This is a genomic window from Senegalia massiliensis (genome assembly GCF_900626135.1).
Taxonomy (GTDB): Bacteria; Bacillota; Clostridia; order Tissierellales; family SIT17; genus Anaeromonas; species Anaeromonas massiliensis.
Window position 1 is genome coordinate 752,681 of record NZ_LR130785.1, and the last position, 23,378, is coordinate 776,058.

A 23,378-nucleotide genomic window follows, 5' to 3' on the forward strand; every position below is an offset into this window, starting at 1 on the left:
AATATTATTGTTAATAAACCTTAGCTTAAGTTAACACCTTCTCCACATATTTTTCCACACGATAACTTGTACTAATATACACTATCCACAGAGTTATACACATTATCCACAGAAATAGGCTATATTTATCCACATATACACAAGCAATAGATGTGGATAAATATATAAATAAATATAAATTTTAATGTATAATTTCTTTCTTTTTGTAAATACTATATGTTTATTTGTAAAAAAAACTCATATTTTAATATATTATGATTTTTCAAATAATTTACATGTTATTTGAAAGGTTAAATGGGTAATTATATAAATAATCACATAAATAATTAGCTACATAAATTGAAGGGAGTTGGATTTATGAGAACTATAATTGCAGGAACAAATATGAAAGTAACAGATGGACTTAGAGAAGCAGTAGAATCCAAATTAGAAAGATTAGACAAGTATTTTTATAAAGATGCTAGAGTTGACGTAACTATGACTGTGGAAAAAGAAAGACAAATTATAGAAGTAAGTGTACCTTTTGCTGGCACTATTATAAGAGCTGAAGAAGAAACTGATGATATGTATAAATCTATTGATATGGTGTTAGATACACTTGAAAGGCTTATTAGAAAACATAAAACTAAACTTGAAAAGAGAAAGCATAATGGAAAGACTATTAGATTTGAAAATATACCTTATGAAGATATAAATACAGAAAATGAACCAAAGGTTGTAAAAACTAAGCGTTTTGCAATGAAACCTATGATTCAAGAAGAAGCAATACTTCAAATGGAACTTTTAGGACATAATTTCTACGTATATAAAGATGCTGACACTAATGAAACTAATGTTTTATATAAAAGAAAAGATGGAAATTATGGTCTTATAGAACCAGAATTTTAAATAAATATAAAAAGTAGAGATTTAAATCTCTACTTTTTTATTGTGAAAAAGCAATTTTAAAAGGAGGAATCTAGCCATATTTGTTGAATTAATATATAATGAATATATGGATAAATATAACGAAGGGTAAGGTGAATTAGATGATCTGGTTGTTTTTATTACTTGCAGTAATAGTAGGATATATGAAAGGCGGAAAATTTACAAGAATTAAAAATTTGAATTTTAAAAAATTATCTCCAATTATAATAGCTTTAGTCGTTCAATATTTAGTTTTGATATTTAGTGATAAAGATTTAAAAGTTATAGGGAACTATGTAGAAGAAATATATTTAGTATCATTTATACTAATTTTTATAGGTGTAATAATAAATATAAATATACCATCACTTTGGATAGTATTCGTAGGATCTATATCTAATTTTATAGTATTTGCAATGAATGGAATGAAAATTCCAGTATCACTTGATGCACTTAAAATTGCTGGAATGAATAGCACTATAAAACTAATGGAAAATGGACAATATAAATTATATGATGCTATTGCGAATGGTACAAATTATGAAATTCTTGGTAAAGTAATAACTATAGACAATATATTACCCCTTGCAGGTGTATTTAGTGTAGGGGATATACTTATAACTATGGGGTTATTTGTATTTATAGAGAGTTCAATGAATGATAAAAAATTAGATAGAAGAATGAACTTTGGATTTGGCAAATAGGTATGTTATAATATAAGGATAGGCTATAACTGGAGGTAGATTGATGGTAAAGGGTATTTTTGAAAAAATATTTGGAACATATAGTGGTAGAGAAATAAAAAGAATAAAACCTATATTAGATAAAATAGAATCACTTGAAGATGATATGAAAAATCTTAGTGACAATGAATTACAAAATAAAACTGATGAATTTAAACAAAGAATTGAAAAAGGTGAAACATTAGATGATATACTACCTGAGGCTTTTGCTGTAGTTAGAGAGGCTTCAGATAGAGTACTTGGAATTAGACCATATAGAGTGCAACTTTTAGGTGGTATAGTATTACATGAAGGTAATATTGCAGAGATGAAAACAGGTGAAGGTAAGACCTTTGTTGCATCAATGCCATTATATTTAAATGCACTTTTAGGAAAAGGCGCTCACCTTATAACTGTAAATGACTTTTTAGCATCATATCAAGGTGAAATGATGAGTAAATTATATAATTATCTAGGTCTTTCTACTGGAATAATAGTTCATGGCAAAAAGACTAAAGAAAGACGTGAAGCTTACAATTGTGATATAACATATGGTACAAATAATGAATTTGGATTTGATTATTTAAAAGACAATATGGTTATATACAAAGATGAAATGGTTCAAAGAGATTTACATTATGCAATAATTGATGAGGTTGATAGTATACTTATTGATGAAGCTAGAACTCCTCTTATAATTTCTGGTCAAGGAGATAAACCTACAGAATTATATCGTGCTGCTGATACATTTGCACGTACATTAGAAGGAAGAATAATAGAAGAAAGTGAAAATAAGAAAGATCCATTTAATAGAGAAATGAAAGAAGAAAAAATGGATTATACTATAGATGAAAAAGCTAAATCTGTTACACTTTCAGAAAAAGGAGTAAAAAAAGCAGAACAATTTTTTGGTGTTGAAAATTTAGCTGATCCAGAAAATATGGAACTTACTCATCATATAAATCAAGCACTTAAGGCACAAAATATAATGCAGAAAGATAAAGATTATGTAGTAAATGATGGTGAAGTTATAATAGTTGATGATTTTACTGGAAGACTTATGTTTGGAAGACGCTATTCAAATGGTCTTCATCAAGCAATTGAGGCAAAAGAAGGATTAGATGTAAAAAAAGAATCTAAAACTCTTGCAACTATTACATTCCAAAATTTATTTAGAATGTATGACAAACTATCTGGTATGACTGGTACTGCTAAAACAGAGGAAGATGAATTTAGACATATATATAATATGAATGTAGTAGAAATTCCAACAAATAAGCCTGTAATAAGAGAAGATAATTCAGATTTAATATATAAATCAGTAGAGGCAAAATTTAATGCAATAATAGAAGAAATAAAAGAACATCATGAGAAAGGACAGCCAATTCTTGTAGGTACTATTAGTATTGAAAACTCTGAGATATTAAGTAGATTGCTTAAAAAACAAGGTATAAAGCATGAAGTTTTAAATGCAAAGCAACATGAGAGAGAAGCAGAGATAATATCTCAGGCAGGTAGACTTGGCGCTGTAACTATTGCGACTAATATGGCTGGTCGTGGTACTGATATAGTTCTTGGTGGTAATCCAGAATTTATGGCAAAAGCAGATTTAAGAAAAAAAGGATATTCTGAACATTTAATAGCTCTTGCAGATAGTCCACTTGAAAGTGATGATCCAGAAGTAAATGATATTAAAGAAAAATACGATAAATTGTTAGAAAAACATAGAGCAAATACAAAATATGAAGCTAAAAAAGTACTTGATGCTGGTGGATTATATATAATGGGTACAGAAAGACATGAATCAAGACGTATAGATAATCAGTTAAGAGGTCGTGCAGGAAGACAAGGAGATCCAGGAGCTTCTAAATTCTTCATATCTCTTGAAGATGATTTAATGAGACTTTTCGGAAGTGAAAAAATAAAAGGTATAGTTGATACATTAGGAATGCCGGAAGATGAACCCCTTGAGCATAAACTTTTAAATCGTTCAATAGAGTCAGCACAATCAAAAGTTGAAGGTAAAAACTTTGGTATAAGAAAAAATGTACTTCAATATGATGATGTAATGAATAAGCAAAGAGAAGTTATATATAAGGAAAGAAGAAGAGTTTTAGAAGGCGAAAATATGAAAGACTATATATTTTCTATGATAAAAGATATGGTCGATGGTGTAGTAGAGATGTATTCTGCAGCTTCTAAATATTCTGAGGAATGGGATTATGAAGGAATGGAAAATTATTTATCACCTATTTTCTTAGAAGATGAAAAATTAGATATTCAAAATAAAGAAGACATTATAAAAGAAGAATTAAAAGAAAAGATATATACAAAAGCTATAGAAAAATATGAAGAAAAAGAGGAAGAAGTAGGTAGTGAGCAATTGAGGGAACTTGAAAGAGTAATACTTCTTCGTGTAGTGGATAGTAAATGGATGGATCATATTGATGCAATGGATCAATTACGTCAAGGAATAGGGCTTCGTGCAATGGGTAACGAGGACCCAGTTCGAGCATATCAAGTAGAAGGATATGATATGTTTAATGAAATGATTAAAAACATCCAAGAAGAAACAGTTAAATATTTATATAATTTAGAGCCAGAAGAAAAAATAGAGAGAAAAAGAGTAGCAAAAGTAACAGGTTCAAGTCATGGCAACAAAAAACCTGTGCAAAAAACAGTTGTAAAAGGAGAAAAAATAGGAAGAAATGATCCTTGTCCTTGTGGAAGTGGGAAAAAATATAAAAAATGTTGCGGTAGATAGGAGAGTTTTATGCTAGAACTAGAAAAATATAATGGTACAGTAAAAGAATTTGAAAACAGATTAAAAGAGGTAGGTGTTTCACTTTGACTTGTCTAAACTTAGAGATAAGGCAAAAGATTTAGAAGGTGAAATGCAAAGAACAGATTTTTGGGATGATAATGATGAAGCTCAAAAAATTATATCAGAATTAAATTCTATAAAACAAAAAATAGATAAATATGATGAATTAAATGATGAAATAGAAGACCTTGAAATATCTATACAACTTTCTGAAGAAGAAAATGATAAGAGTTTTTTAGATATTATTGAAAAAAAAGTAGAATATATTGATAGAGAATTAGATGAGTTTAGAATATCCACATTATTAAGTGGTGAATATGATAAAAATAGTGCAATTGTATCAATTCATTCTGGTGCGGGTGGTCTTGAAGCTCAAGATTGGGCAGAAATGCTTTTTAGAATGTATTCTAGATGGGCAGAAAGAAAGAATTATAAAGTGAAAATATTAGATATGCAAAAAGATACTGAAGGTGGAATAAAATCAGTAGATATGTCAATTGTTGGAGAAAATGCATATGGGTATCTTAAAAGTGAAAAAGGGGTACATCGTTTAGTTAGAATTTCACCTTTTGATTCATCTGGAAGGAGACATACTTCCTTTGCATCAATTGATGTAATGCCAGAATTGAGTGATGATGATGAAATAGAAATAGAAACTTCTGACCTTAGAATAGATACTTATAGAGCAAGTGGTGCAGGAGGTCAGCATGTTAATACTACAGACTCAGCCATAAGGATAACTCATATTCCAACTGGAATAGTGGTTCAATGTCAAAGTGAAAGGTCACAACATAGTAATAAAGCAACAGCTATGAATATGTTAAAATCAAAGCTTATAGAGCTAAAAGAAAGAGAACAAAAAGAAAAAATTGAAGATTTAGCTGGTAATTATAATCAAATAGGTTGGGGTTCTCAAATACGTTCATATGTATTCCACCCATATAATTTAATTAAAGATCACAGAACAAATACAGAAGAAGGTAATACTGATAAAGTTATGGATGGAGATATAGATAAATTTATAAATGAATATTTAAAACAGGAAACTAGAAAATAATAGTTTAATAATTTCCAGATTGTTTACGATGAATTTAGTCATTTTAAACATTTCTGGGAATTTTTTATGGGAATTTTAATAAAAAAAAGGAATTACATATAAAATGTCGAATATATAATAATTGAGTAAAATAATTCTAAGGATGGAGGAGAGATGTTGTTAAAAAAACTGAAGAATAAAAAGATTAAAAATCCCTTTACTAAATTTAAAGGTTTTAAGTGGAAACAAATCCCTTTAAATTTTAAAAAAATTAAAAAAAATAAGAAAAAGGGTATTAAAACTAAAAATAGTATTAAAAATCAGCTTATAACAATGGTATTATTACTTTCACTAATACCTATAATTATAATAGGAGTAGTGAATTATAATTTTGAAAAGAAAAATATGATAGAAATGAGTAAAGGATCAAATTTGACAATTGCAAAATCTATAGCTAATCAAGCAAATTATATGGTTCTTAATTCTTTTAGTGCTATTGAAACACTTTCAAATTCAAATGATTTTAGTAATATGGAAGAAAGGGATGCCAATAGTTTATTAAAAAGTGTAAGAGATGAGATATCATCAATAGAAGATATTTATGTTATAGATATGGATGGTAATGCTATAGCTGGCACAAAAGAGACTACAAGTACTCTTGCAAATGAATTATATTTTGTAATGAGTAAGAAAGGTTCAGAATATGTTACAAATTCATTTATAGATAATAATACAAAAAAACCTGGTGTAATGATTTCTATTCCTATAAAAAATAAATTATTAGAAGTTAAAGGAGTAATTGCAGCTAAACTAAATGTAGATGAACTTAGTAATATTGTTAAATTTCAAAAAATAGGTAATACAGGTAACCCATACATAGTAGATAAAACAGGAATTGTAATAGGTCATGAAGATTTTAAAAATAAAATAGTAAAAAGATATAATTTTGTAGAAGAAGGAAATATAGGTGCACAAAAGGCAGTAAAAAGTAAAACGGATGTTGAAAGATATGAAACAGAAACTGGAAAAGATGTAATAGGAGCATATACTACTGTGCCTTATACTAATTGGGGTGTAGTTGTAGAGCAAGATACAAAAGAAATAGAGAATATGGCTTCTGGAGCATTAAAAAGAACTAGTATAATAGTAATTTTAGCAGGAATTATTATAGCAATACTTACAGCAATTATATCTAGAGTATTTACAAAACCAATTATAGATTTAGGAAAAAGTGCTGAAAAAATAAAAAATGGAGATATGACAGAAAATATAAAAGTGACATCTAAAAATGAAATAGGTTTACTTCAAGAATCATTTAATAGTATGATAGAATCTTTAACTAGTGTTATAGAGAAAGTAAACTTCTCTTCAGATAATATAAAGAAATCAATTGAGGATTTAAAAGAAAAATCATATCATACAGTAAGAGCTTCAGAAGAAATTTCTGCTGTAGTTGAACAAGTGGCAACAGGTACAGAAAATCAAATCCAATCTGTAGATGCAACAAATATGATAATTGATGAAATGAGCAAAAAAGTAGTAGAAGTAGATGAAAAGGCAAAGGATATAAAAGATGCTGCAGGTCATGCTACAGATATGGCATCCCTAGGAACAGTACATATAAATGATACACAAAAGGCAATAGAAAGTATTATTGATAAAGTAGAAAATTCATCTAAAAAAATATCTTCACTTACTGAAGAAACTAAAGAAATAGGCAAAATAATCACATTTATTGATAATATATCAAATCAAACAAATTTACTTGCATTAAATGCAGCAATAGAAGCAGCAAGAGCAGGAGAAGCAGGTAGAGGGTTTACTGTAGTAGCTGATGAAATAAGAAAATTAGCTGAGCAAACTGGGAATGCTTCAAAAGATATAGTAAAAATTATAAATAATATACAAAGTGATATGAGTGATGTAACTATATCCATGAATGAAAGCATAGAGGAAGTAAATAAAGGTAGCAATGTAATAAATAAAGCTACAGAATCCTTTGACAATATAAAAGAGGAAACAAAACGAGTGAATGATGCAATAGCTAATTTTGCAGCTATAGCTAATATGTTAACAGTGGGTATAAATGAAATAGAAATGAGTATGAGAGAAGTAAGTGCAGTAAGTCAACAGACAGGTGCTGGAACTCAAACTGTACTTGCAAGCAGTGAAGAACAACAATCAGCTATAGACCATGTAGAAGGTCTTGCAGATACTTTAGATCTTATGGCTGATGAATTAGTAAGTATCGTAAGTCAATTTAAAGTAAAATAAAAATAAATCCTTCGACTAGTCGAAGGATTTATTTTTATTTCTATATTGTCTAGGAGTCATATTTACTCTTTTTTTGAAAATTTGATTAAAATAAGATTGACTTGAAAACCCAACAATTCTAAAAATTTCAGATAAAGAATATTCTGTTGTTTCAAGTAATATTTTTGAAACAGATATTCTTTTATTTATCAAATAGTTTATAGGAGTTTCACCTATATTTTCTTTAAAAACTCTTGTCATATAGTATTTATTCATATATGCAATAGATGCTAATGAATCAAGAGTCAAATTTGAAGCATAATGGGTATCAATGTAATTTTTAATATAAGAACATTCTTTGGTTACATTTTTATTTTTATCTAACACCATATTATGAGATGAAAGTCTCATTATATTAAATATTAATATTTCTAAGCAATTTTGACATATATTTATATAAAAATTATCTTGTGATTCGATTTCAGTTATAATTTTTTCTAGAAAATATAAAATTTCTTCTTTTTTATCATTAAAATTATATATAGTAAATGGAAGTTTATCGTCTATAAAAAGTCCTTCTACTCCAAGAACTATATATTCTAATGGATTTTTACCATTAGATGATTCAGTATGAATTACATTGGAGTTCACTATTAGCAAATCATCCTTTTTTACTTCAAATAATTTATCTTCTATTTTGAATATTCCTTTTCCATGAGTAACATAAAAAAGTTCAGTAAATGGATGCATATGCATTGTAGAATGCCAGTCCTCATCATATTTAGCTTTTGATACATATAAAAGTTCTGGCGTTATACTCATTTCTTCCTGTTTTTCAAACTTATATAGTATATTTGACATATTAATCCTCCTAATAGTAGATACTATTTAATTATATTGATTTAATAGAAAAAAAGCAATATATATAAAAAAACAATCAATATAATTATAGATATTGTATTTTTAAAAAAGTATAATGTATTTAAATAGAGTATAAAAAAGGAGGACTTACAATGAAAAGGTTTCTAGCGGTATTATTAGTTTTAAGTTTAGTATTTACAACAGTAGCTTGTTCAAACGATTCATCTGACTCCGGTGAAAACGGTTCCGGTGATGGAGAAAAAGTATTAAAGATAGCAGGTTTAAACGGTGGATATAAGACGGAGCACTGGGAAGCAATTGCAGAGAAATTTGAAGAATCTCATGAAGGAGTTAAGGTTGAATTAACTTTAGAAAAGAATATAGCAGAAGTATTAAGACCTCAAATACAAGCAGGTAATGTGCCTGATATAATTTATTTAGCAGTAGGTGGAGAAGGTAAATTAACAGATACTTTAATTAAAGAAAAAGCAATACAAGATATAGATGATGTATTAGAAATGGATGTACCAGGTGAAGATGTAAAGGTTAAAGATAAAATAATTGACGGATTTACAGATACATTAATTACAAATCCATATGAAGATGGAAAAACTTATTTAGCACCATTGTTTTATGCGCCAACAGGATTATTCTATAATGCAAATAACTTTGATGAAAAATATGAAAAGCCTGAAACTTGGGATGATTTTATGAAATTAGGAGAAGAAGCTAAAGGTGATATGGCACTATTTACTTATCCTACAACAGGGTATTTTGATGCATTCTTCTATGCATTATTAAATGAAACAGGTGGTTCAGAATTATTTAATAAGGCAATGAATTATGATGTAGAAGCTTGGAAAAGTGACGAAGCTAAAAAAGCCTTTGAAATCGTAGGAGATATTGCAAAATATACTCATGAAAATACAGTTTCTCAAGCTAATGGAGAAAATTTTACTAAGAATCAACAATTAATATTAGATAATGAAGCATTATTTATTCCAAATGGTACATGGTTACCTGGTGAAATGAAAGATGCTCCAAGAGTAGATGGTTTTGAATGGGGATTCTCTGCATTACCTAAGGTAACAGAAGATGGGGATAGTTATTCATATACATTCTTTGAGCAAATGTATATACCAAATGATGCAAAAAATGCTGATTTAGCTAAAGAATTTATGGCATATATGTATTCAGATGAAGCAGCACAAATCATATATGATAAATCAGGAGCAGTTCAACCTATAAAAGGTGCTTCAGATATGATGAGTGATGATGATCCAAATAAATTATTCTATTCAATATATGATGAAGGCGCAAAACCAGCTATGGGTGGATTTGCATCAGCTCCTCCAGTTGAAGGAGTAGATTTAACTAGTGGAACTGGTATATTGTTTGGAACAATAAACTCTGTTGTTACAGGTGATAAAACAGTTGATGAATGGCATAGTGAAGTAGTGGAAGCAGTAGAAAAAATAAGTGAAGCTAAACAAAATCAATAATTAAGAGTAAACAAATAGTATATGGTGGATAACATTATCCACCATATATATTTTAAGAGGTGATAGATTATGAACAATAAAAGTCTAAAAAGATTTATAATTCTTTGTCTCTCTCCAGCGCTTATATTATTTTCAGTTTTTATGATATATCCAACATTTTCAGTATTTTTAATGAGTTTGTATAAATGGGGAGGACTTTCTTCAAATAAATTATTTGTAGGATTAAATAATTTTAAGATACTTATACAAGATGAGAATTTTATTAGATCTTTTCAAAATACAGTATTTTTAATAGTGGTAGTGACTATTGTGACACTTGCCATTGCAATTATGTTTGCTGCAATACTTGTAAAGGAAAATTTAAAGGGACAAAATTTCTTTAGAGTAATATTTTATATCCCTAATATATTATCGGTTGTAGTAATATCTTCAATATTTTCAGCAATATATGATCCAAGTCAAGGATTAATAAATAGTTTTTTATCCTTAATAAATGGAGAAGGTTTTAAAAGTATACAGTTTTTAGGCAATCAGGACATTGTAATTTACTCTATAGCTGGAGCTATGATTTGGCAAGCTATAGGTTATTATATGGTAATTTATATGGCAGGTATGAGTTCTATACCTAATCAATTATATGAATCAGCAGATATTGAAGGTGCAAGCAAAATAAGACAATTTTTTGAAATTACACTTCCTTTAGTATGGGATACAATAAGAACTTCACTTATATTTTTCATAATAAGTTCAATTAACTTAAGCTTCCTGTTTGTAAAAATAATGACAAGTGGAGGCCCTGATGGTGCATCTGAGGTATTCTTATCATATATGTATAAGCAATCCTATAACAATGCTTCATATGGATATGGTATGAGTATTGGTGTAATAGTATTTATATTCTCATTCCTATTATCAGGTGTAATAAACAAGATAACAAAAAGAGACACATTACAGTATTAAATTGGAGGTAAAAATATGGGTAAACTTTATAAAGCTTTTATATATGTTGCTCTTATAAGTTTGGCTGCAAGCATAATTATACCAGTAGGATGGGTTTTTATGGCATCAGTGAAAGAAAACTCAGAATTCTATGGGAATCCTTGGTCATTACCTGAAGGATTTCATTTTGAAAATTTTATAGAAGCTATACAACAAGCTAATATGGGAGAGTATTTCCTAAATTCAGTTATAGCAACATCCCTTGGATTAGTTATATTACTTGCAGTATCATTACCAGCAGCATATGTACTTGCTAGATTTGAATTTAGAGGCAAGAAGTTTATTAATAGACTTCTTATGGCAGGATTATTTGTAAATGTGAACTATATAGTAGTACCAATATTTTTAATGTTACTTGATTGGGATAAATCTCTTATGAACATTATGGGAGAAGGATTTTTCTTAGATAATATTGTGGTTTTAGCCTTAGTATATGCATCTACGGCTATTCCATTTACAGTGTATTTATTGTCTAATTTCTTTAAAACATTACCAAAAGCATTTGAAGAAGCAGCATTTATTGATGGTGCAGGGTATTTTGCCACTATGGCAAAGGTAATGATACCAATGGCAAGACCAAGTATTATAACTGTAATATTATTTAACTTTTTGGCATTTTGGAATGAATACATTATAGCTTTAACATTAATGCCAAATTCATCAAAGACATTACCAGTTGGATTAATTAATCTTATGCAATCACAAAAAGCTGCAGCTAATTATGGACAACTTTATGCAGGGCTTGTAATTGTAATGCTTCCAACTTTGATTTTATATATTTTAGTACAGAAGAAATTAACCCAAGGTATGACCGTTGGCGGAGTGAAAGGATGATATAAATGGTTAAGAGAAAAGGAAATTTAACATTACCTAGTGAAACAGGATTTTTAAAAGAAACTAAAGAAATATTAAATAGATGGGGTGCCGATGCCATAAGAGATAGTGATGGTACTAAGCTTTCAGATGAACTTAAAAAATTAGATGCAAAAATTTATACAACATATTTTGTAAGTAGAGGTCATAACGAGTTTGCAAAACAAAATATGGATGAATGTCAACATTTATATCTAATGAGTAATTTCAATATGGCTAAATCAAATACAGTTGAAATTAAATTTATGGATGGATATTTTAGTGAACAAGTAAAACCTGATTATGATCATGACCCTAAAAAATGGTGGGAAGTTATAGATAGAACAACAGGTGAAGTAGTAGATATAGCTGATTGGGAAGTAGACAGTAAAAAAGATATAGTAAAAGTAAATAATACAAAAGAATTTCATGAATATACTGTTTCATTTTTAGTATATGCTATATGGGATCCTACTCAAATGTACAATCATATAACAAATGATTGGGGAGATAAAGAACATGATATTCCTTTTGATGTAAGAAAAGAAAAATCAGCTAAGTTTATAGAAGAATATATGGATAAATGGCTAGAAGAAAATAATGACACTGATGTAGTTAGGTTTACAACTTTCTTCTATCATTTTACACTTGTATTTAATGATAATGGAAAAGAAAAATTTGTAGATTGGTTTGGCTATAGTGCATCAGTTTCTCCTGAAGCTTTAGAAGCCTTTGAAAAGGAAAAGGGATATAGATTAAGACCTGAATATATAATTGATCAAGGGTACTATAATTCTCCATTTAGAATACCATCGAAAGAATTTTTAGATTTCATGGATTTTCAGCAACAATTTGTATCAAAAACTGCAAAAAAATTAGTTGACAAAGTACATGATTCTGGAAAAGAAGCACTGATGTTTTTAGGAGATAATTGGATTGGTACTGAACCTTATGGTAATTATTTCAAAAATATAGGGTTAGATGGGGTAGTAGGTTCTGTTGGAGATGGAGCTACACTTAGAATGATATCTGAAATACCACATGTAAAATATACAGAAGGAAGATTTTTACCATACTTTTTCCCGGATACTTTTAGAGAAGGAAATGATCCAGTTATAGAAGCTAAAGATAATTGGTTATCTGCAAGACGTGCTATAATGAGAAAACCAGTAGATAGAATAGGATATGGTGGATATTTATCTCTTGCATACAAATTCCCTAAATTTGTAGAATATGTTGAAAATGTTGCAGATGAATTTAGAGAAATATATGATACTATAAACGGAGTAAAGCCATATAGTGGATTAAAAGTTGCAATACTTAATTCTTGGGGTAAAATAAGATCATGGCAAACATTTATGGTGGCTCATGCATTATGGTATAAACAAATTTATTCTTACCTTGGAATATTAGAATCTTTAAGTGGTATGAGTGTAGATGTTGAATTTATATCATTTGATGATGTAAAAAGCAATGGCATAAATGAAGATATTGATGTAATAATAAATGCAGGAGTCGCAGGAACTGCATTTAGTGGTGGAAGTGAATGGTTAGATGAAAAATTAATTAGCACCGTAAGAAAATGGATATATAATGGTGGTGGATTCATAGGTATAGGTGAACCATCTGCTATTCATCATCAAGGTAGATATTTTCAGCTTGCAGATGCTTTAGGTGTAGATAAGGAACTTAGTTTTTCATTAAGTACAGATAAATATTTTGATAAAGAAATAGAAGAACACTTCATAACTAAAGATATAAAAAGAGAGATCGACTTTGGAGAAAGTATGAATAATGTTTATGCATTAACAGAAAAAACTGACATAATAGAATATAGTAATGGAGAAGTTCATTTATCTTCAAATGATTATGGTAAAGGACGTGCAGTATATATTGCAGGATTTCCATATAATGAGGATAATTCAAGATTACTTATGCGTTCAATGTTCTATGCATCTCATAAAGAGGAAGAATTATATAAATATTTTGCAGAAAATACAGCAGTAGAAGTAAATGCATATCCTGATATAAATAAATATGCAATAACAAATAACACTGATGAAATGCAAAAATCAGTTATATATGATGGTAATGGAAACTCATATATGGTAGAATTAAAACCAGGTGAAATACGCTGGATGAATATATAGAGGTGATAATTGTGAATAAAATTAAAGGAATACTTGCAACTTTATTTTTTATAATTTCTCTATATTTAATAATAAAAGGTCAAACAATAAGAGACCTTACGGGAGTATCAATGATGATGATTGGTCTGGCTGTTCTTCTAGTAGAGCTATATTTATATAATAAAAAATATGTTTAATATTATGAGGTGATATATTGAATTTTTTAGGTATAGATGGTGGCGGAAGTACTACAGAATTTATATTGATAGATGAAAAAGGTAATGTACTTTCACATCAGATAAAAGAAACATGTCATTATAAGAATACATCTTTTGATACTTTTAGAGATGTGATAAAAAACGGTATAGAAGAAATATGTACTCTAGCAAATATAAATATAAATAATATAGATTATTCATATCTTGGTATACCAGGATATGGTGAAATAGTAGCTGATATGCCTATATTAGAAGGGATAATAAAAGAAATATTAAATGGAACAGATTTTAAAATAGGCAATGATTCCGAGGTAGGTTGGGCAGGATCTCTTGCTTGTAAACCAGGAATAAATATAGTAGCTGGAACTGGTGCTATAGGTTTCGGTATAGATAGAAATGGAAAATCGGCTCGTTCAAGTGGTTGGGGTCACTTCATAGGAGATGAAGGTTCTGCATATTGGTTAGCTAAAAAATTACTTGAAACCTTCTCAAAACAATCAGATGGAAGATTAGAACGTACACAACTATATGATATATTAAGAGAACATTTTAAATTAGAAGATGACTTTGATTTAATAGATATAATGAGTACAGCAGAGTATGTTAAAAGAAATGAATTATCTAAACTTGCAAAAATCACTTCAATAGCAGCAGAAAAAGAAGATAAATATGCAGTTAGAATATATGATGAGGCAGCATATGAACATTTTCTTACTATAAATGCAGTAATAGAAAAACTTGATTTTAGTGAAAATGAAAAAATAATAGTGTCATATTCAGGTGGAGTGTTTAAAGCAGGGAAGCATATATTAGAACCTTTAAGAAAATATTTAGAAGGCTTAAATAGAGATATTAAATTAATAAGCCCAGTATTTTCCCCAATAAAAGGTGCAGCATTATATGCAAGTAAATTGTATTTTGGTGAAGTTAAGGAAGATATAGTTAAGAATTTAAAAGAAAACAATATATAAGTATTTAACTTGAAATACTCTCTAGCCTTATAAGCTTATAAGGCTAGAGAGTGTTTTGTGATATAATCTATATAAATAATATTTAGAAAGGAGTTAATTTTATGAAAATTAAAGTTGCATTAATTGGTGCAGGACAAAGAGGCAAGGATATATATGGGGAATATGCTATAAAAAATCCTGAAAATATAGAATTTGTTGCTGTAGCTGAACCAAATAAAATCAAAAGAAATATGTTTGCAGAAAGACATGGAATAAATGAGGAGTTCATTTTTGAATCTTGGGAAGAACTTTTAGAAAAAGAAAAATTTTGTGATGCAGTTGTAATTGCTACACCAGATGACACTCATTTTGAACCAGCAAGTATTGCTCTTAAAAAGGGATATCACATATTATTAGAAAAACCTATGTCTAATAAAGCAGATGAGTGTATTGAACTTGGGAAACTTGCTAGGGAAAATAAAAGAGAATTTTTAATAGCTCATGTACTTAGATATACACCATTTTTCAGTAAAATAAAAGAAATTATTGATAGTGGTGAAATTGGAAAGCTTATGACTATATCACATAATGAAAATATCGGATACTTCCATTTTGCTCATAGTTTTGTTAGAGGGAATTGGAGAAATTCAGATTTATCAAGTCCACTAATTTTACAAAAAAGTTGTCATGATATGGATATATTATTATGGCTTGTAGGTAGTAATTGTACTAATATATCTTCATTTGGAAGTTTAAGCTATTTTAAAGAAAAAAATCATCCAGAAGGTGCAGAGGAAAGATGTGTAGATTGTAAAGTAGAAGCAATATGTCCATATTCAGCAAAAAAATTATATTATAAAAATATAGGAAATTGGCCATCAACTGTAATATCTGAAATTCAAACAGAAGAAGCTGTAAAAGAAGCAGTTAAATCTGGTCCATATGGTAGATGCGTATATCTTTGTGATAATAATGTATGTGATCATCAATCAACTATTTTAGAATTTGATAATGATGTTACAGTTACATTTAATTTATCTGCATTTACTAATAAGGTACATAGAACTATAAGGGTTATGGGAACCCTTGGAGAAATTATAGCAGATGATAGTAAAAATGAAATAGAGGTACAATTATTTGATTCTAATGAAAGAATAATTTATAATCCGCAAGTTGTATCTGGTGGACATGGTGGTGGAGATACAGGTATAATGAATGATTTTGTAGCTTCAATATTATCTGAAAGAGGAAAAGGACTTACGTATGCTAGTACTTCAGTAGAAAGTCATATAATGGCATTTGCAGCAGAAGAATCAAGAGTTCTAAAAAAGACAATAGATATAAAAGAATTTATGAATAAATAAGATTTTTACTACCAATTAATATTATTCTATATTGTAGAAGAATTTTTTTAAGGATTTTTGCATATATTTTAATAAAACTCTTGACAACGTTATCAGAAAAGGTGTAGAATAAAAACAACAACTGGTACGTACAACATGACGATGTGAGAAGGTGATGAATTGATAGAAATAGACAAAAATAATAAATTACCTTTGTATTATCAACTATATGAAATTATAGTTCATGATATAAAGAAAGGAACTTTTGCTGAGCATGATAAGTTGCCTTCTGAAAGAGAGTTATGCGAAAGATTTGAAATAAGTCGCTCAACTGTAAGGCAGGCAATGAATGAACTTGAAAAAGATGGATATATTTATAAAGAGCATGGAAGAGGGATATTTGTTTCACCTAAATCATTTAAACAAGATTTATTTAAGTTTTATAGTTTTACTGATGAAATGAAAAAGATAGGTAAAACACCAACTTCTAAAGTGTTAGATTTTAAAAAAATAAAGAGTGATGAAAGATTAGCTAGAAAGCTAGGTGTTAAAACAAATCAAAATTTATATGAATTTACAAGGTTAAGACTTGCAGATGATGAACCTATAATGCTTGAAACATCATATTTACCTATGGTAAGATTTCCAAACTTAACCAGAGAGTAATTAGAGGAAAATGCAATGTATGATATTTTTAGAGGTAAATATAATGTTGAGTTTTCAAAAGCAGAAGAAAAGTTTAGACCAGTTAACACAAGGAAAGATGAATCAGAAATACTTAAAGTTAGTAGAAAAGTACCTAGCATGATGATTGAAAGATATACTTATGAAAATGAGAGAGTTATAGAATATACAGTAAGTATAGCTAGAGGAGATAAGTTTGAATATAGAGTAATACTAGAAAAATAAATTTAGGAGTGAAAGAATTGAACAAAATCTTTGGTAATGATGTAGAAAAATTAAAAAATGAAGGTGGATATATAACTTCTTCTGAAATATATAATCAACCTTCAGTATGGAAAGATACACTAAAAATAATAGACTCTAAAAAAGATGAATTAAAAGACTTTTTAGATACCATACTAATTAAGAAAAACCTAAGAATAATTTTTACAGGAGCTGGTACATCTGGGTTTATAGGTGATACTGTTGTTCCTAGTATAAAAAAGAAATTAGATGTGGATGTTGAGTCAATTCACACAACAGATATAGTATCTGAACCTGAAACATATCTTAAAAAGAGTGTTCCAACACTTTTAATATCCTTTGCTCGTTCTGGGAATAGCCCTGAATCTGTTGCAACAATTGAACTTGCACGTAATTTAGTAGACGAACTTTATCAAGTTGTAATTACTTGTAACAAAGATGGAAAGCTTGCTCAAAATATTAATCCAGAAATGGATAAATCTATTATTTTACCAGAAGAATCAAATGATAAAGGTTTTGCTATGACAAGTAGCTATACTTCAATGGTATTATCTTCACTAATGATTTTTGATTTAGATAATATAGAAAATATCAAAAAGGATATCAATAAATTATTCTCTATTGGAGAAGATTTACTAAACAATACAGATTTAATTGAAACAATTTCAAATGCTGAATTTAAAAAGATAATTTATCTTGGATCTGGCTCATTCTATGGTTTATCAAGAGAATCTTCACTTAAATTATTAGAATTAACTCAGGGAGAAATAGTGACTAAATATGATACACCTCTTGGATTTAGACATGGTCCTAAATCAATAATGGATGATGAAACACTTATTGTAATGTTTTTATCTAGTAATGAGTATACTTTAAAATATGAAATGGATCTTTTAAAAGAATTATATAATCCTGATAGCAAATATAAAGTTTTAGCTATATCAGAAACAAAGGAAATTGAGATTGAAAATTTAAGCCATTATCATATAGCTTTAACTGATAGCAAATCAAGTTTAGATAAAGCTTATTTATCAATTGATTATGTGATAATACCACAAATAATTTCAGTATTAAAATCTATAAATATAGGAATAAATCCAGATAATCCCAGTCCGGATGGAAGTGTTAACAGAGTAGTAAAAGGGGTAACTATATACCCTTATAATAAATAAAATTTTAAAATATAAGAGGAGTGATTTGATGCCAAATATTTTACTTACAAGAATTGATAATAGACTTGTTCATGGTCAGGTAGGTGTTACATGGACCAGTCATTTAGGCGCAAACCTAGTACTTGTTGCAAATGATGAAGTTGCAAAAGATGAAGTAAGACAAAACTTAATGGACATGGTATTACCAGATACTGTAGCTACAAGATTTTTCACACTTCAAAAAACTATAGATGTAATTCATAAAGCAGCAGATAGACAAAAAATATTTTTAGTAGTTAAGACACCTCAAGATGTGCTTACTCTTGTAAAAGGTGGAGTGCCTATAAAAGAAGTAAATATTGGAAATATGCATTATGCAGAAGGTAAGGAACAACTTACTTCAACTATTTCTGTAGATGAAGATGATAAAAAGACTTTTAAAGAATTACATGATTTAGGTGTAACATTTGATATGAGAAAAGTTCCTGATGATAAAAGGAACAAAAATATCATGGAAATGATATAAATTTTCTAAGAGTTATTGAGCTTTCAAGCTCTATAGCTCTTAGACATTAAAAAATAAGGAGGTAATTATATGTTAGATGCTTTACTTTTAGCACTTTGGGCTGGAATAGCTGGTATTGACCTTTTTAATGGTCTTACACATATTCACAGACCATTAGTATCAGGACTTGTAGTAGGTCTTATACTTGGAGATGTTCAAACTGGACTTATAACAGGCGGTATGTTAGAACTTGTTTGGATGGGAATGGCGCCACTTGCAGGGGCTCAACCACCAAACGTTGTTGTAGGTGGTATAATTGGTGCATCTTTTGCAATACTTGCAAATCAAGAGCCATCAGTAGCAGTTGGTATAGCTGTACCATTTGCAGTCGCAGCACAAGCAGGAATAACATTATTATTTACAGCATTCTCACCTGTAATGCATAAAGCAGATGAATATGCAGAAAAAGCTAATTTAAAAGGTATTGATAAAATTAATTATTTAGGACTTGCAATATTATTCGTATCATACTTCATAGTTGTATTTTTACCTATTTACTTTGGAGCAGACACTGCAGAATCAGTTGTAAATATGTTACCACAAACATTTATAGATGGATTATCTACTGCAGGTGGAATGATGCCAGCAATAGGTTTTGCATTACTTCTTAAAATAATGTTTAAGACTCAATATGTAGCATTTTTAATTATAGGTTTCGTACTTGTTGCTTATTTAGAATTACCAATCCTTGCAGTAGCACTTATAGGAGCTGCAATAGCAATGTATGATTTCTATAATGGTAAAAATAAAGGTAATACACCACCACCTAGTGAGGAGGTATATACTGATGGAATCTAATGTTAATAAAGAAGAATTAGTTGTTAATCCAGAATATGAAGATCAGACACCTGTAGAATTAGATAAAAAAGACTTAAATAAAATGGCTTGGAGATCATTACTTTTACAAGCATCATTTAACTATGAAAGAATGCAAGCTGGTGGCTGGTTATACTCAATGGCTCCAGCACTTGAAAAAATTCATAAGAAAAAAGAAGATTTATCAAAATCAATGAAAATGCATTTGGAATTTTTCAATACTCATCCATTCCTTGTAACATTTGTAATGGGAATAGTTGCAGCAATGGAAGGAAATAAAAATGATACTGAAACAATTCGTGGTATAAAGGTTGCAACAATGGGACCTCTTGGAGGAATAGGAGATGCATTATTCTGGTTAACTTTACTACCAATTAGTGCTGGTATTGGTGCTTCACTTGCTATAGATGGTAGTGTAGCAGGACCTATAATATTCCTTATAATGTTTAATATTGTTCATTTTGGTCTTAGATTTGGGTTAATGCATTATGGTTATAGAACAGGAGTTAACTCAATAGGAATTTTAAAAGAAAGTACAAAATTAGTTTCAAGAGCTGCTTCAATACTTGGACTTACAGTTGTAGGGGCATTAATTGCTTCATACATCAATTTATCATTAGATGTAGTAATAAAAGCAGGAGAAGCAGAAGTTAATCTTCAAGAAGGTGTACTAGATCAAATAATGCCAAAAATGCTTCCACTTGGCTATGCATTTTTAATGTATTATTTACTTAAAAAAGGTTGGTCACCACTTGCTCTTATTGGAATAACAGTAGTATTTGGTGTAGCAGGACAATATTTAGGATTATTTTAATAAACATAATTAAATATGGAAGACCACTGGTCTTCCATATTTTAAATGAAAGGAGATAAAAAATGATAGGTTTAATAATAGCAGGCCATGGTGAATTTGCTAAAGGGATAAATTCAGTTATAGAACTTGTAGCAGGTACACAAGAAAATGTAGCTACTGTAGATTTTTTAGAAAATCATTCTACAGATGATTTAAAAAATAATTTAAAAGAAAAAATAGAAAAGATGAATACAGAAGGTACTTTAATATTTACAGATATTCCAGGAGGGTCTCCTTTTAAAATGGCAGTAGAACTATCAATGGAACATGATGATATTGAAGTAATAGCAGGTACAAATGTACCAATGATAATGGAAATATTATTTGATAGAGAAAATGTAGATTTATTAGAGCTTAAAAATAGAGCAATGGAAGTAGGAAAAAAACAAATAGTAACTTTTGAAATGAAGAAAAAGCAAAAACAACAGGATGAAGATGACGGGATATAAGGTGATAATATGAAATATGCTATAAAAGCAAAACAAATATATACTGAAGATAATATTTTAGAAGATGGATATATTATAATAAACCATGGAAAAATAGAAAAAATATCAAAACAAAATGATGAAAAAGTAAATGTTATAGATGTAGGAGAATTAAAGGTTATTCCAGGATTAATAGACCTTCATATACATGGAGCAAATGGATATGATGTTATGGATGCTGATTATAATTCTTTAGACAATATATCTAAATATCTTGCTGAAAATGGTGTAACTTCATTTTTAGCTACAACACTTACAGCACCTATGGAAAAAATAGAAAAGGCTATAGAAAATGTAGTTAAATCTAAAGACAAAGGACTAACAGGTGCAGAGGTTTTAGGAACATATTTGGAAGGACCATATTTAACTGAAGAGCATAAAGGAGCTCATCCAGTAAACTTTATGAGAGAACTTAAATTAGATGAAATAAAAAAGCTTATTGAAGTATCTAAGGATACACTTAAAGTTGTAACAATAGCTCCAGAAAAAGAAAACTCAGAAGAAATCATTAAATATTTGAAAGAAAAAGGTATTGAAACATCAATAGGTCATACAAATGCAACTTATGAACAGACCATAGATGCTATAAAAAATGGTGCGCAAATTGGTGTGCATACTTTTAATGGTATGACAGGACTTCATCATAGGGAACCTGGTGTAGTAGGGGCAATAATGGATAGTGAAGATATATATGCAGAATTAATAGCAGATAATATTCATGTGAATCCAGCAGTTATGAGAATACTCTATAGATTAAAGAAAAATGATAAATTATATCTTATAAGTGATTGTATGAGAGCTGGTGGACTTGAAGATGGAGAATATTCTTTAGGAGAATTAAAAGTAAATGTAAAAAATTCTATAGCTAGAACTGAATATGGTTCTCTTGCAGGAAGTACTCTTAAGATTAAAAATGGAGTAAAAAATATAAAAAAGGCCACAGGTATAGATTTATATGAAGCTATACGACTTGCATCAATTATACCAGCAAAAGCTATAGGAATAGATGACAAAGTAGGTAGTATAAAACAAAATAAGAAAGCAAATATCACTATAATAGATGATGAATTTAATATATATATGACTATAGTAGAAGGTAACATTGTTTACGAAAGGAAGATGTAGATGTTTATTGTATCAAGTAAAAATTTATTAGAAGATGCTAGAAAAGGTGGATATGCAGTACCAGCATTTAATATTCACAACTTAGAAACAGTGCAAGTAGTAGTGGAAGCTGCAAATGAATTAAATTCTCCTGTAATACTTGCAGCAACTCCAGGAACAGTAGGTTATGCTGGTGAAGATTATCTTATAAATATAATGAAAGCAGCAGCAAAAAATTCAAATGTACCTATTGCATATCATTTAGATCATCATGAAGATGTAGAAGCTATAGAACGTGCTATAAAACTTGGAGCAAAAGCAGTAATGATTGATGCATCGGCTCTTCCTTATGAAGAAAACATTGCAAAAGTTAAATCTGTAGTAGATTTTGCAAAAAAATATGATGTATCTGTTGAAGCGGAACTTGGAAAATTAGTAGGTGTAGAGGATGATTTAGTAGTAGATGAATCGGAATCTCAATTAACAGATCCAGAACTTGCAAATGACTTTGTAGAAAGAACTGGAATAGATTCTCTTGCTGTAGCAATAGGTACAGCACATGGATTATATAAATCAGAACCTAATATAGACTTTGAAAGACTAGAAAAGATAGAGAAAAGAGTTGATGTTCCTCTAGTATTACATGGTGCATCTGATGTACCTGATGAAACTGTTAAAAGATGTATAGAACTTGGAATTTGCAAAGTAAATATTGCAACAGAATTAAAAATAGCTTTTTCTGACCAACTAAAAAATTATTTAAAAGAAAACCCAGAAGCTAATGATCCAAGAAAATATATGAAAGATGCTAAAGCTAGTATGAAAGAATTAGTTAAAAAGAAAATATTATTATGTAATAGTAATGATAAGGCATAAGGT

At 29.0% G+C, this 23,378-nt stretch carries 20 protein-coding genes and 1 pseudogene; 20 read left to right on the forward strand and 1 reads right to left on the reverse strand.

Annotated features, from left to right (window positions below):
- Nucleotides 1-357: 357 nt before the first annotated feature.
- From hpf to E0D94_RS03720, 5 genes are all read left to right on the forward strand, one after another.
- Nucleotides 358-888, forward strand: coding sequence for a ribosome hibernation-promoting factor, HPF/YfiA family (gene hpf / locus E0D94_RS03700; protein WP_130805956.1), 531 nt, complete (start codon nt 358-360; stop codon nt 886-888).
- 140 nt (nt 889-1,028) lie between these two features.
- The gene (locus E0D94_RS03705; protein ID WP_130805957.1) at nt 1,029-1,610 is read left to right on the forward strand and encodes a DUF5317 domain-containing protein; all 582 of its coding nucleotides are present in this window, start codon (nt 1,029-1,031) and stop codon (nt 1,608-1,610) included.
- 43 nt (nt 1,611-1,653) lie between these two features.
- Nucleotides 1,654-4,392 (forward strand): preprotein translocase subunit SecA, encoded by a 2,739-nt coding sequence (gene secA, locus E0D94_RS03710; RefSeq protein ID WP_130805958.1) that lies wholly within the window; start codon nt 1,654-1,656, stop codon nt 4,390-4,392.
- Nucleotides 4,393-4,401: 9 nt separating this feature from the next.
- Nucleotides 4,402-5,509 (forward strand): peptide chain release factor 2 gene (gene prfB / locus E0D94_RS03715; RefSeq protein ID WP_207289625.1). Its coding sequence is split into 2 segments (ribosomal slippage): nt 4,402-4,476 and nt 4,478-5,509, totalling 1,107 coding nucleotides; the frame shifts between segments, so codons are not numbered across the junction.
- A gap of 156 nt (nt 5,510-5,665) precedes the next feature.
- Nucleotides 5,666-7,762 carry a methyl-accepting chemotaxis protein gene (locus E0D94_RS03720; protein ID WP_165442853.1) on the forward strand — a complete coding sequence of 699 codons (2,097 nt, stop codon included), beginning with the start codon at nt 5,666-5,668 and terminating at the stop codon, nt 7,760-7,762.
- Between the two features lie 15 nt (nt 7,763-7,777).
- Here the strand turns inward: E0D94_RS03720 and E0D94_RS03725 are convergent, their stop codons facing one another.
- Nucleotides 7,778-8,602, reverse strand: coding sequence for an AraC family transcriptional regulator (locus tag E0D94_RS03725; RefSeq protein ID WP_130805960.1), 825 nt, complete (start codon nt 8,600-8,602; stop codon nt 7,778-7,780).
- A gap of 152 nt (nt 8,603-8,754) precedes the next feature.
- On the opposite strand from E0D94_RS03725, the gene E0D94_RS03730 reads away from it, so the two are divergent.
- From E0D94_RS03730 to E0D94_RS03795, 15 genes and pseudogenes are all read left to right on the forward strand, one after another.
- A complete protein-coding gene (locus E0D94_RS03730) occupies nt 8,755-10,104 on the forward strand; it encodes a carbohydrate ABC transporter substrate-binding protein (RefSeq protein WP_130805961.1) in 1,350 nt (449 codons plus the stop codon).
- 69 nt (nt 10,105-10,173) lie between these two features.
- Nucleotides 10,174-11,064: a carbohydrate ABC transporter permease gene (locus E0D94_RS03735; RefSeq protein WP_130805962.1), complete on the forward strand. Its 891-nt coding sequence runs from the start codon at nt 10,174-10,176 to the stop codon at nt 11,062-11,064.
- Nucleotides 11,065-11,079: 15 nt separating this feature from the next.
- Complete coding sequence (locus E0D94_RS03740) at nt 11,080-11,937, forward strand: carbohydrate ABC transporter permease (RefSeq protein ID WP_130805963.1); 858 nt, start codon at nt 11,080-11,082, stop codon at nt 11,935-11,937.
- A gap of 5 nt (nt 11,938-11,942) precedes the next feature.
- Nucleotides 11,943-14,105 (forward strand): 1,3-beta-galactosyl-N-acetylhexosamine phosphorylase, encoded by a 2,163-nt coding sequence (gene gnpA / locus E0D94_RS03745; protein ID WP_130805964.1) that lies wholly within the window; start codon nt 11,943-11,945, stop codon nt 14,103-14,105.
- Between the two features lie 11 nt (nt 14,106-14,116).
- Nucleotides 14,117-14,281: a DUF6903 family protein gene (locus tag E0D94_RS14715; protein WP_165442810.1), complete on the forward strand. Its 165-nt coding sequence runs from the start codon at nt 14,117-14,119 to the stop codon at nt 14,279-14,281.
- Between the two features lie 17 nt (nt 14,282-14,298).
- Nucleotides 14,299-15,273: an N-acetylglucosamine kinase gene (locus E0D94_RS03750; protein ID WP_130805965.1), complete on the forward strand. Its 975-nt coding sequence runs from the start codon at nt 14,299-14,301 to the stop codon at nt 15,271-15,273.
- Between the two features lie 101 nt (nt 15,274-15,374).
- Nucleotides 15,375-16,616, forward strand: a complete 1,242-nt coding sequence (locus E0D94_RS03755; RefSeq protein WP_130805966.1) for a Gfo/Idh/MocA family protein — start codon at nt 15,375-15,377, stop codon at nt 16,614-16,616.
- Nucleotides 16,617-16,808: 192 nt separating this feature from the next.
- Nucleotides 16,809-17,504: pseudogene (locus tag E0D94_RS03760) on the forward strand (GntR family transcriptional regulator).
- 17 nt (nt 17,505-17,521) lie between these two features.
- Complete coding sequence (locus E0D94_RS03765; RefSeq protein WP_130805967.1) at nt 17,522-18,694, forward strand: SIS domain-containing protein; 1,173 nt, start codon at nt 17,522-17,524, stop codon at nt 18,692-18,694.
- A gap of 28 nt (nt 18,695-18,722) precedes the next feature.
- Nucleotides 18,723-19,199, forward strand: coding sequence for a PTS N-acetylgalactosamine transporter subunit IIB (agaV, locus tag E0D94_RS03770; protein ID WP_130805968.1), 477 nt, complete (start codon nt 18,723-18,725; stop codon nt 19,197-19,199).
- A gap of 69 nt (nt 19,200-19,268) precedes the next feature.
- Entirely contained in the window at nt 19,269-20,036 is a 768-nt protein-coding gene (gene agaW / locus E0D94_RS03775) for a PTS N-acetylgalactosamine transporter subunit IIC (RefSeq protein ID WP_130805969.1), read from the forward strand.
- A complete protein-coding gene (locus E0D94_RS03780) occupies nt 20,026-20,868 on the forward strand; it encodes a PTS system mannose/fructose/sorbose family transporter subunit IID (protein ID WP_130805970.1) in 843 nt (280 codons plus the stop codon). Before agaW ends, E0D94_RS03780 begins: the two co-directional genes overlap by 11 nt.
- Before the next feature lie 62 nt (nt 20,869-20,930).
- Nucleotides 20,931-21,356 carry a PTS galactosamine/N-acetylgalactosamine transporter subunit IIA gene (agaF, locus tag E0D94_RS03785; RefSeq protein WP_130805971.1) on the forward strand — a complete coding sequence of 142 codons (426 nt, stop codon included), beginning with the start codon at nt 20,931-20,933 and terminating at the stop codon, nt 21,354-21,356.
- Between the two features lie 9 nt (nt 21,357-21,365).
- Nucleotides 21,366-22,520 carry an N-acetylglucosamine-6-phosphate deacetylase gene (gene nagA, locus E0D94_RS03790; RefSeq protein WP_130805972.1) on the forward strand — a complete coding sequence of 385 codons (1,155 nt, stop codon included), beginning with the start codon at nt 21,366-21,368 and terminating at the stop codon, nt 22,518-22,520.
- Complete coding sequence (locus E0D94_RS03795; RefSeq protein ID WP_130805973.1) at nt 22,521-23,375, forward strand: tagatose bisphosphate family class II aldolase; 855 nt, start codon at nt 22,521-22,523, stop codon at nt 23,373-23,375.
- Nucleotides 23,376-23,378: the final 3 nt, after the last annotated feature.

What these genes read in the sequence shown, in the direction of transcription:
- nagA (WP_130805972.1), top strand. Translation starts at nt 21,366, where the DNA reads ATGAAATATGCTATAAAAGCAAAACAAATATATACTGAAGATAATATT.
- E0D94_RS03735 (WP_130805962.1), top strand. Translation starts at nt 10,174, where the DNA reads ATGAACAATAAAAGTCTAAAAAGATTTATAATTCTTTGTCTCTCTCCA.
- E0D94_RS03780 (WP_130805970.1), top strand. Translation starts at nt 20,026, where the DNA reads ATGGAATCTAATGTTAATAAAGAAGAATTAGTTGTTAATCCAGAATAT.
- agaF (WP_130805971.1), top strand. Translation starts at nt 20,931, where the DNA reads ATGATAGGTTTAATAATAGCAGGCCATGGTGAATTTGCTAAAGGGATA.
- gnpA (WP_130805964.1), top strand. Translation starts at nt 11,943, where the DNA reads ATGGTTAAGAGAAAAGGAAATTTAACATTACCTAGTGAAACAGGATTT.
- agaV (WP_130805968.1), top strand. Translation starts at nt 18,723, where the DNA reads ATGCCAAATATTTTACTTACAAGAATTGATAATAGACTTGTTCATGGT.
- E0D94_RS03730 (WP_130805961.1), top strand. Translation starts at nt 8,755, where the DNA reads ATGAAAAGGTTTCTAGCGGTATTATTAGTTTTAAGTTTAGTATTTACA.
- E0D94_RS03705 (WP_130805957.1), top strand. Translation starts at nt 1,029, where the DNA reads ATGATCTGGTTGTTTTTATTACTTGCAGTAATAGTAGGATATATGAAA.
- E0D94_RS03755 (WP_130805966.1), top strand. Translation starts at nt 15,375, where the DNA reads ATGAAAATTAAAGTTGCATTAATTGGTGCAGGACAAAGAGGCAAGGAT.
- E0D94_RS03725 (WP_130805960.1), bottom strand. Translation starts at nt 8,602, where the DNA reads ATGTCAAATATACTATATAAGTTTGAAAAACAGGAAGAAATGAGTATA.
- E0D94_RS03740 (WP_130805963.1), top strand. Translation starts at nt 11,080, where the DNA reads ATGGGTAAACTTTATAAAGCTTTTATATATGTTGCTCTTATAAGTTTG.
- agaW (WP_130805969.1), top strand. Translation starts at nt 19,269, where the DNA reads ATGTTAGATGCTTTACTTTTAGCACTTTGGGCTGGAATAGCTGGTATT.
- secA (WP_130805958.1), top strand. Translation starts at nt 1,654, where the DNA reads ATGGTAAAGGGTATTTTTGAAAAAATATTTGGAACATATAGTGGTAGA.
- hpf (WP_130805956.1), top strand. Translation starts at nt 358, where the DNA reads ATGAGAACTATAATTGCAGGAACAAATATGAAAGTAACAGATGGACTT.
- E0D94_RS03795 (WP_130805973.1), top strand. Translation starts at nt 22,521, where the DNA reads ATGTTTATTGTATCAAGTAAAAATTTATTAGAAGATGCTAGAAAAGGT.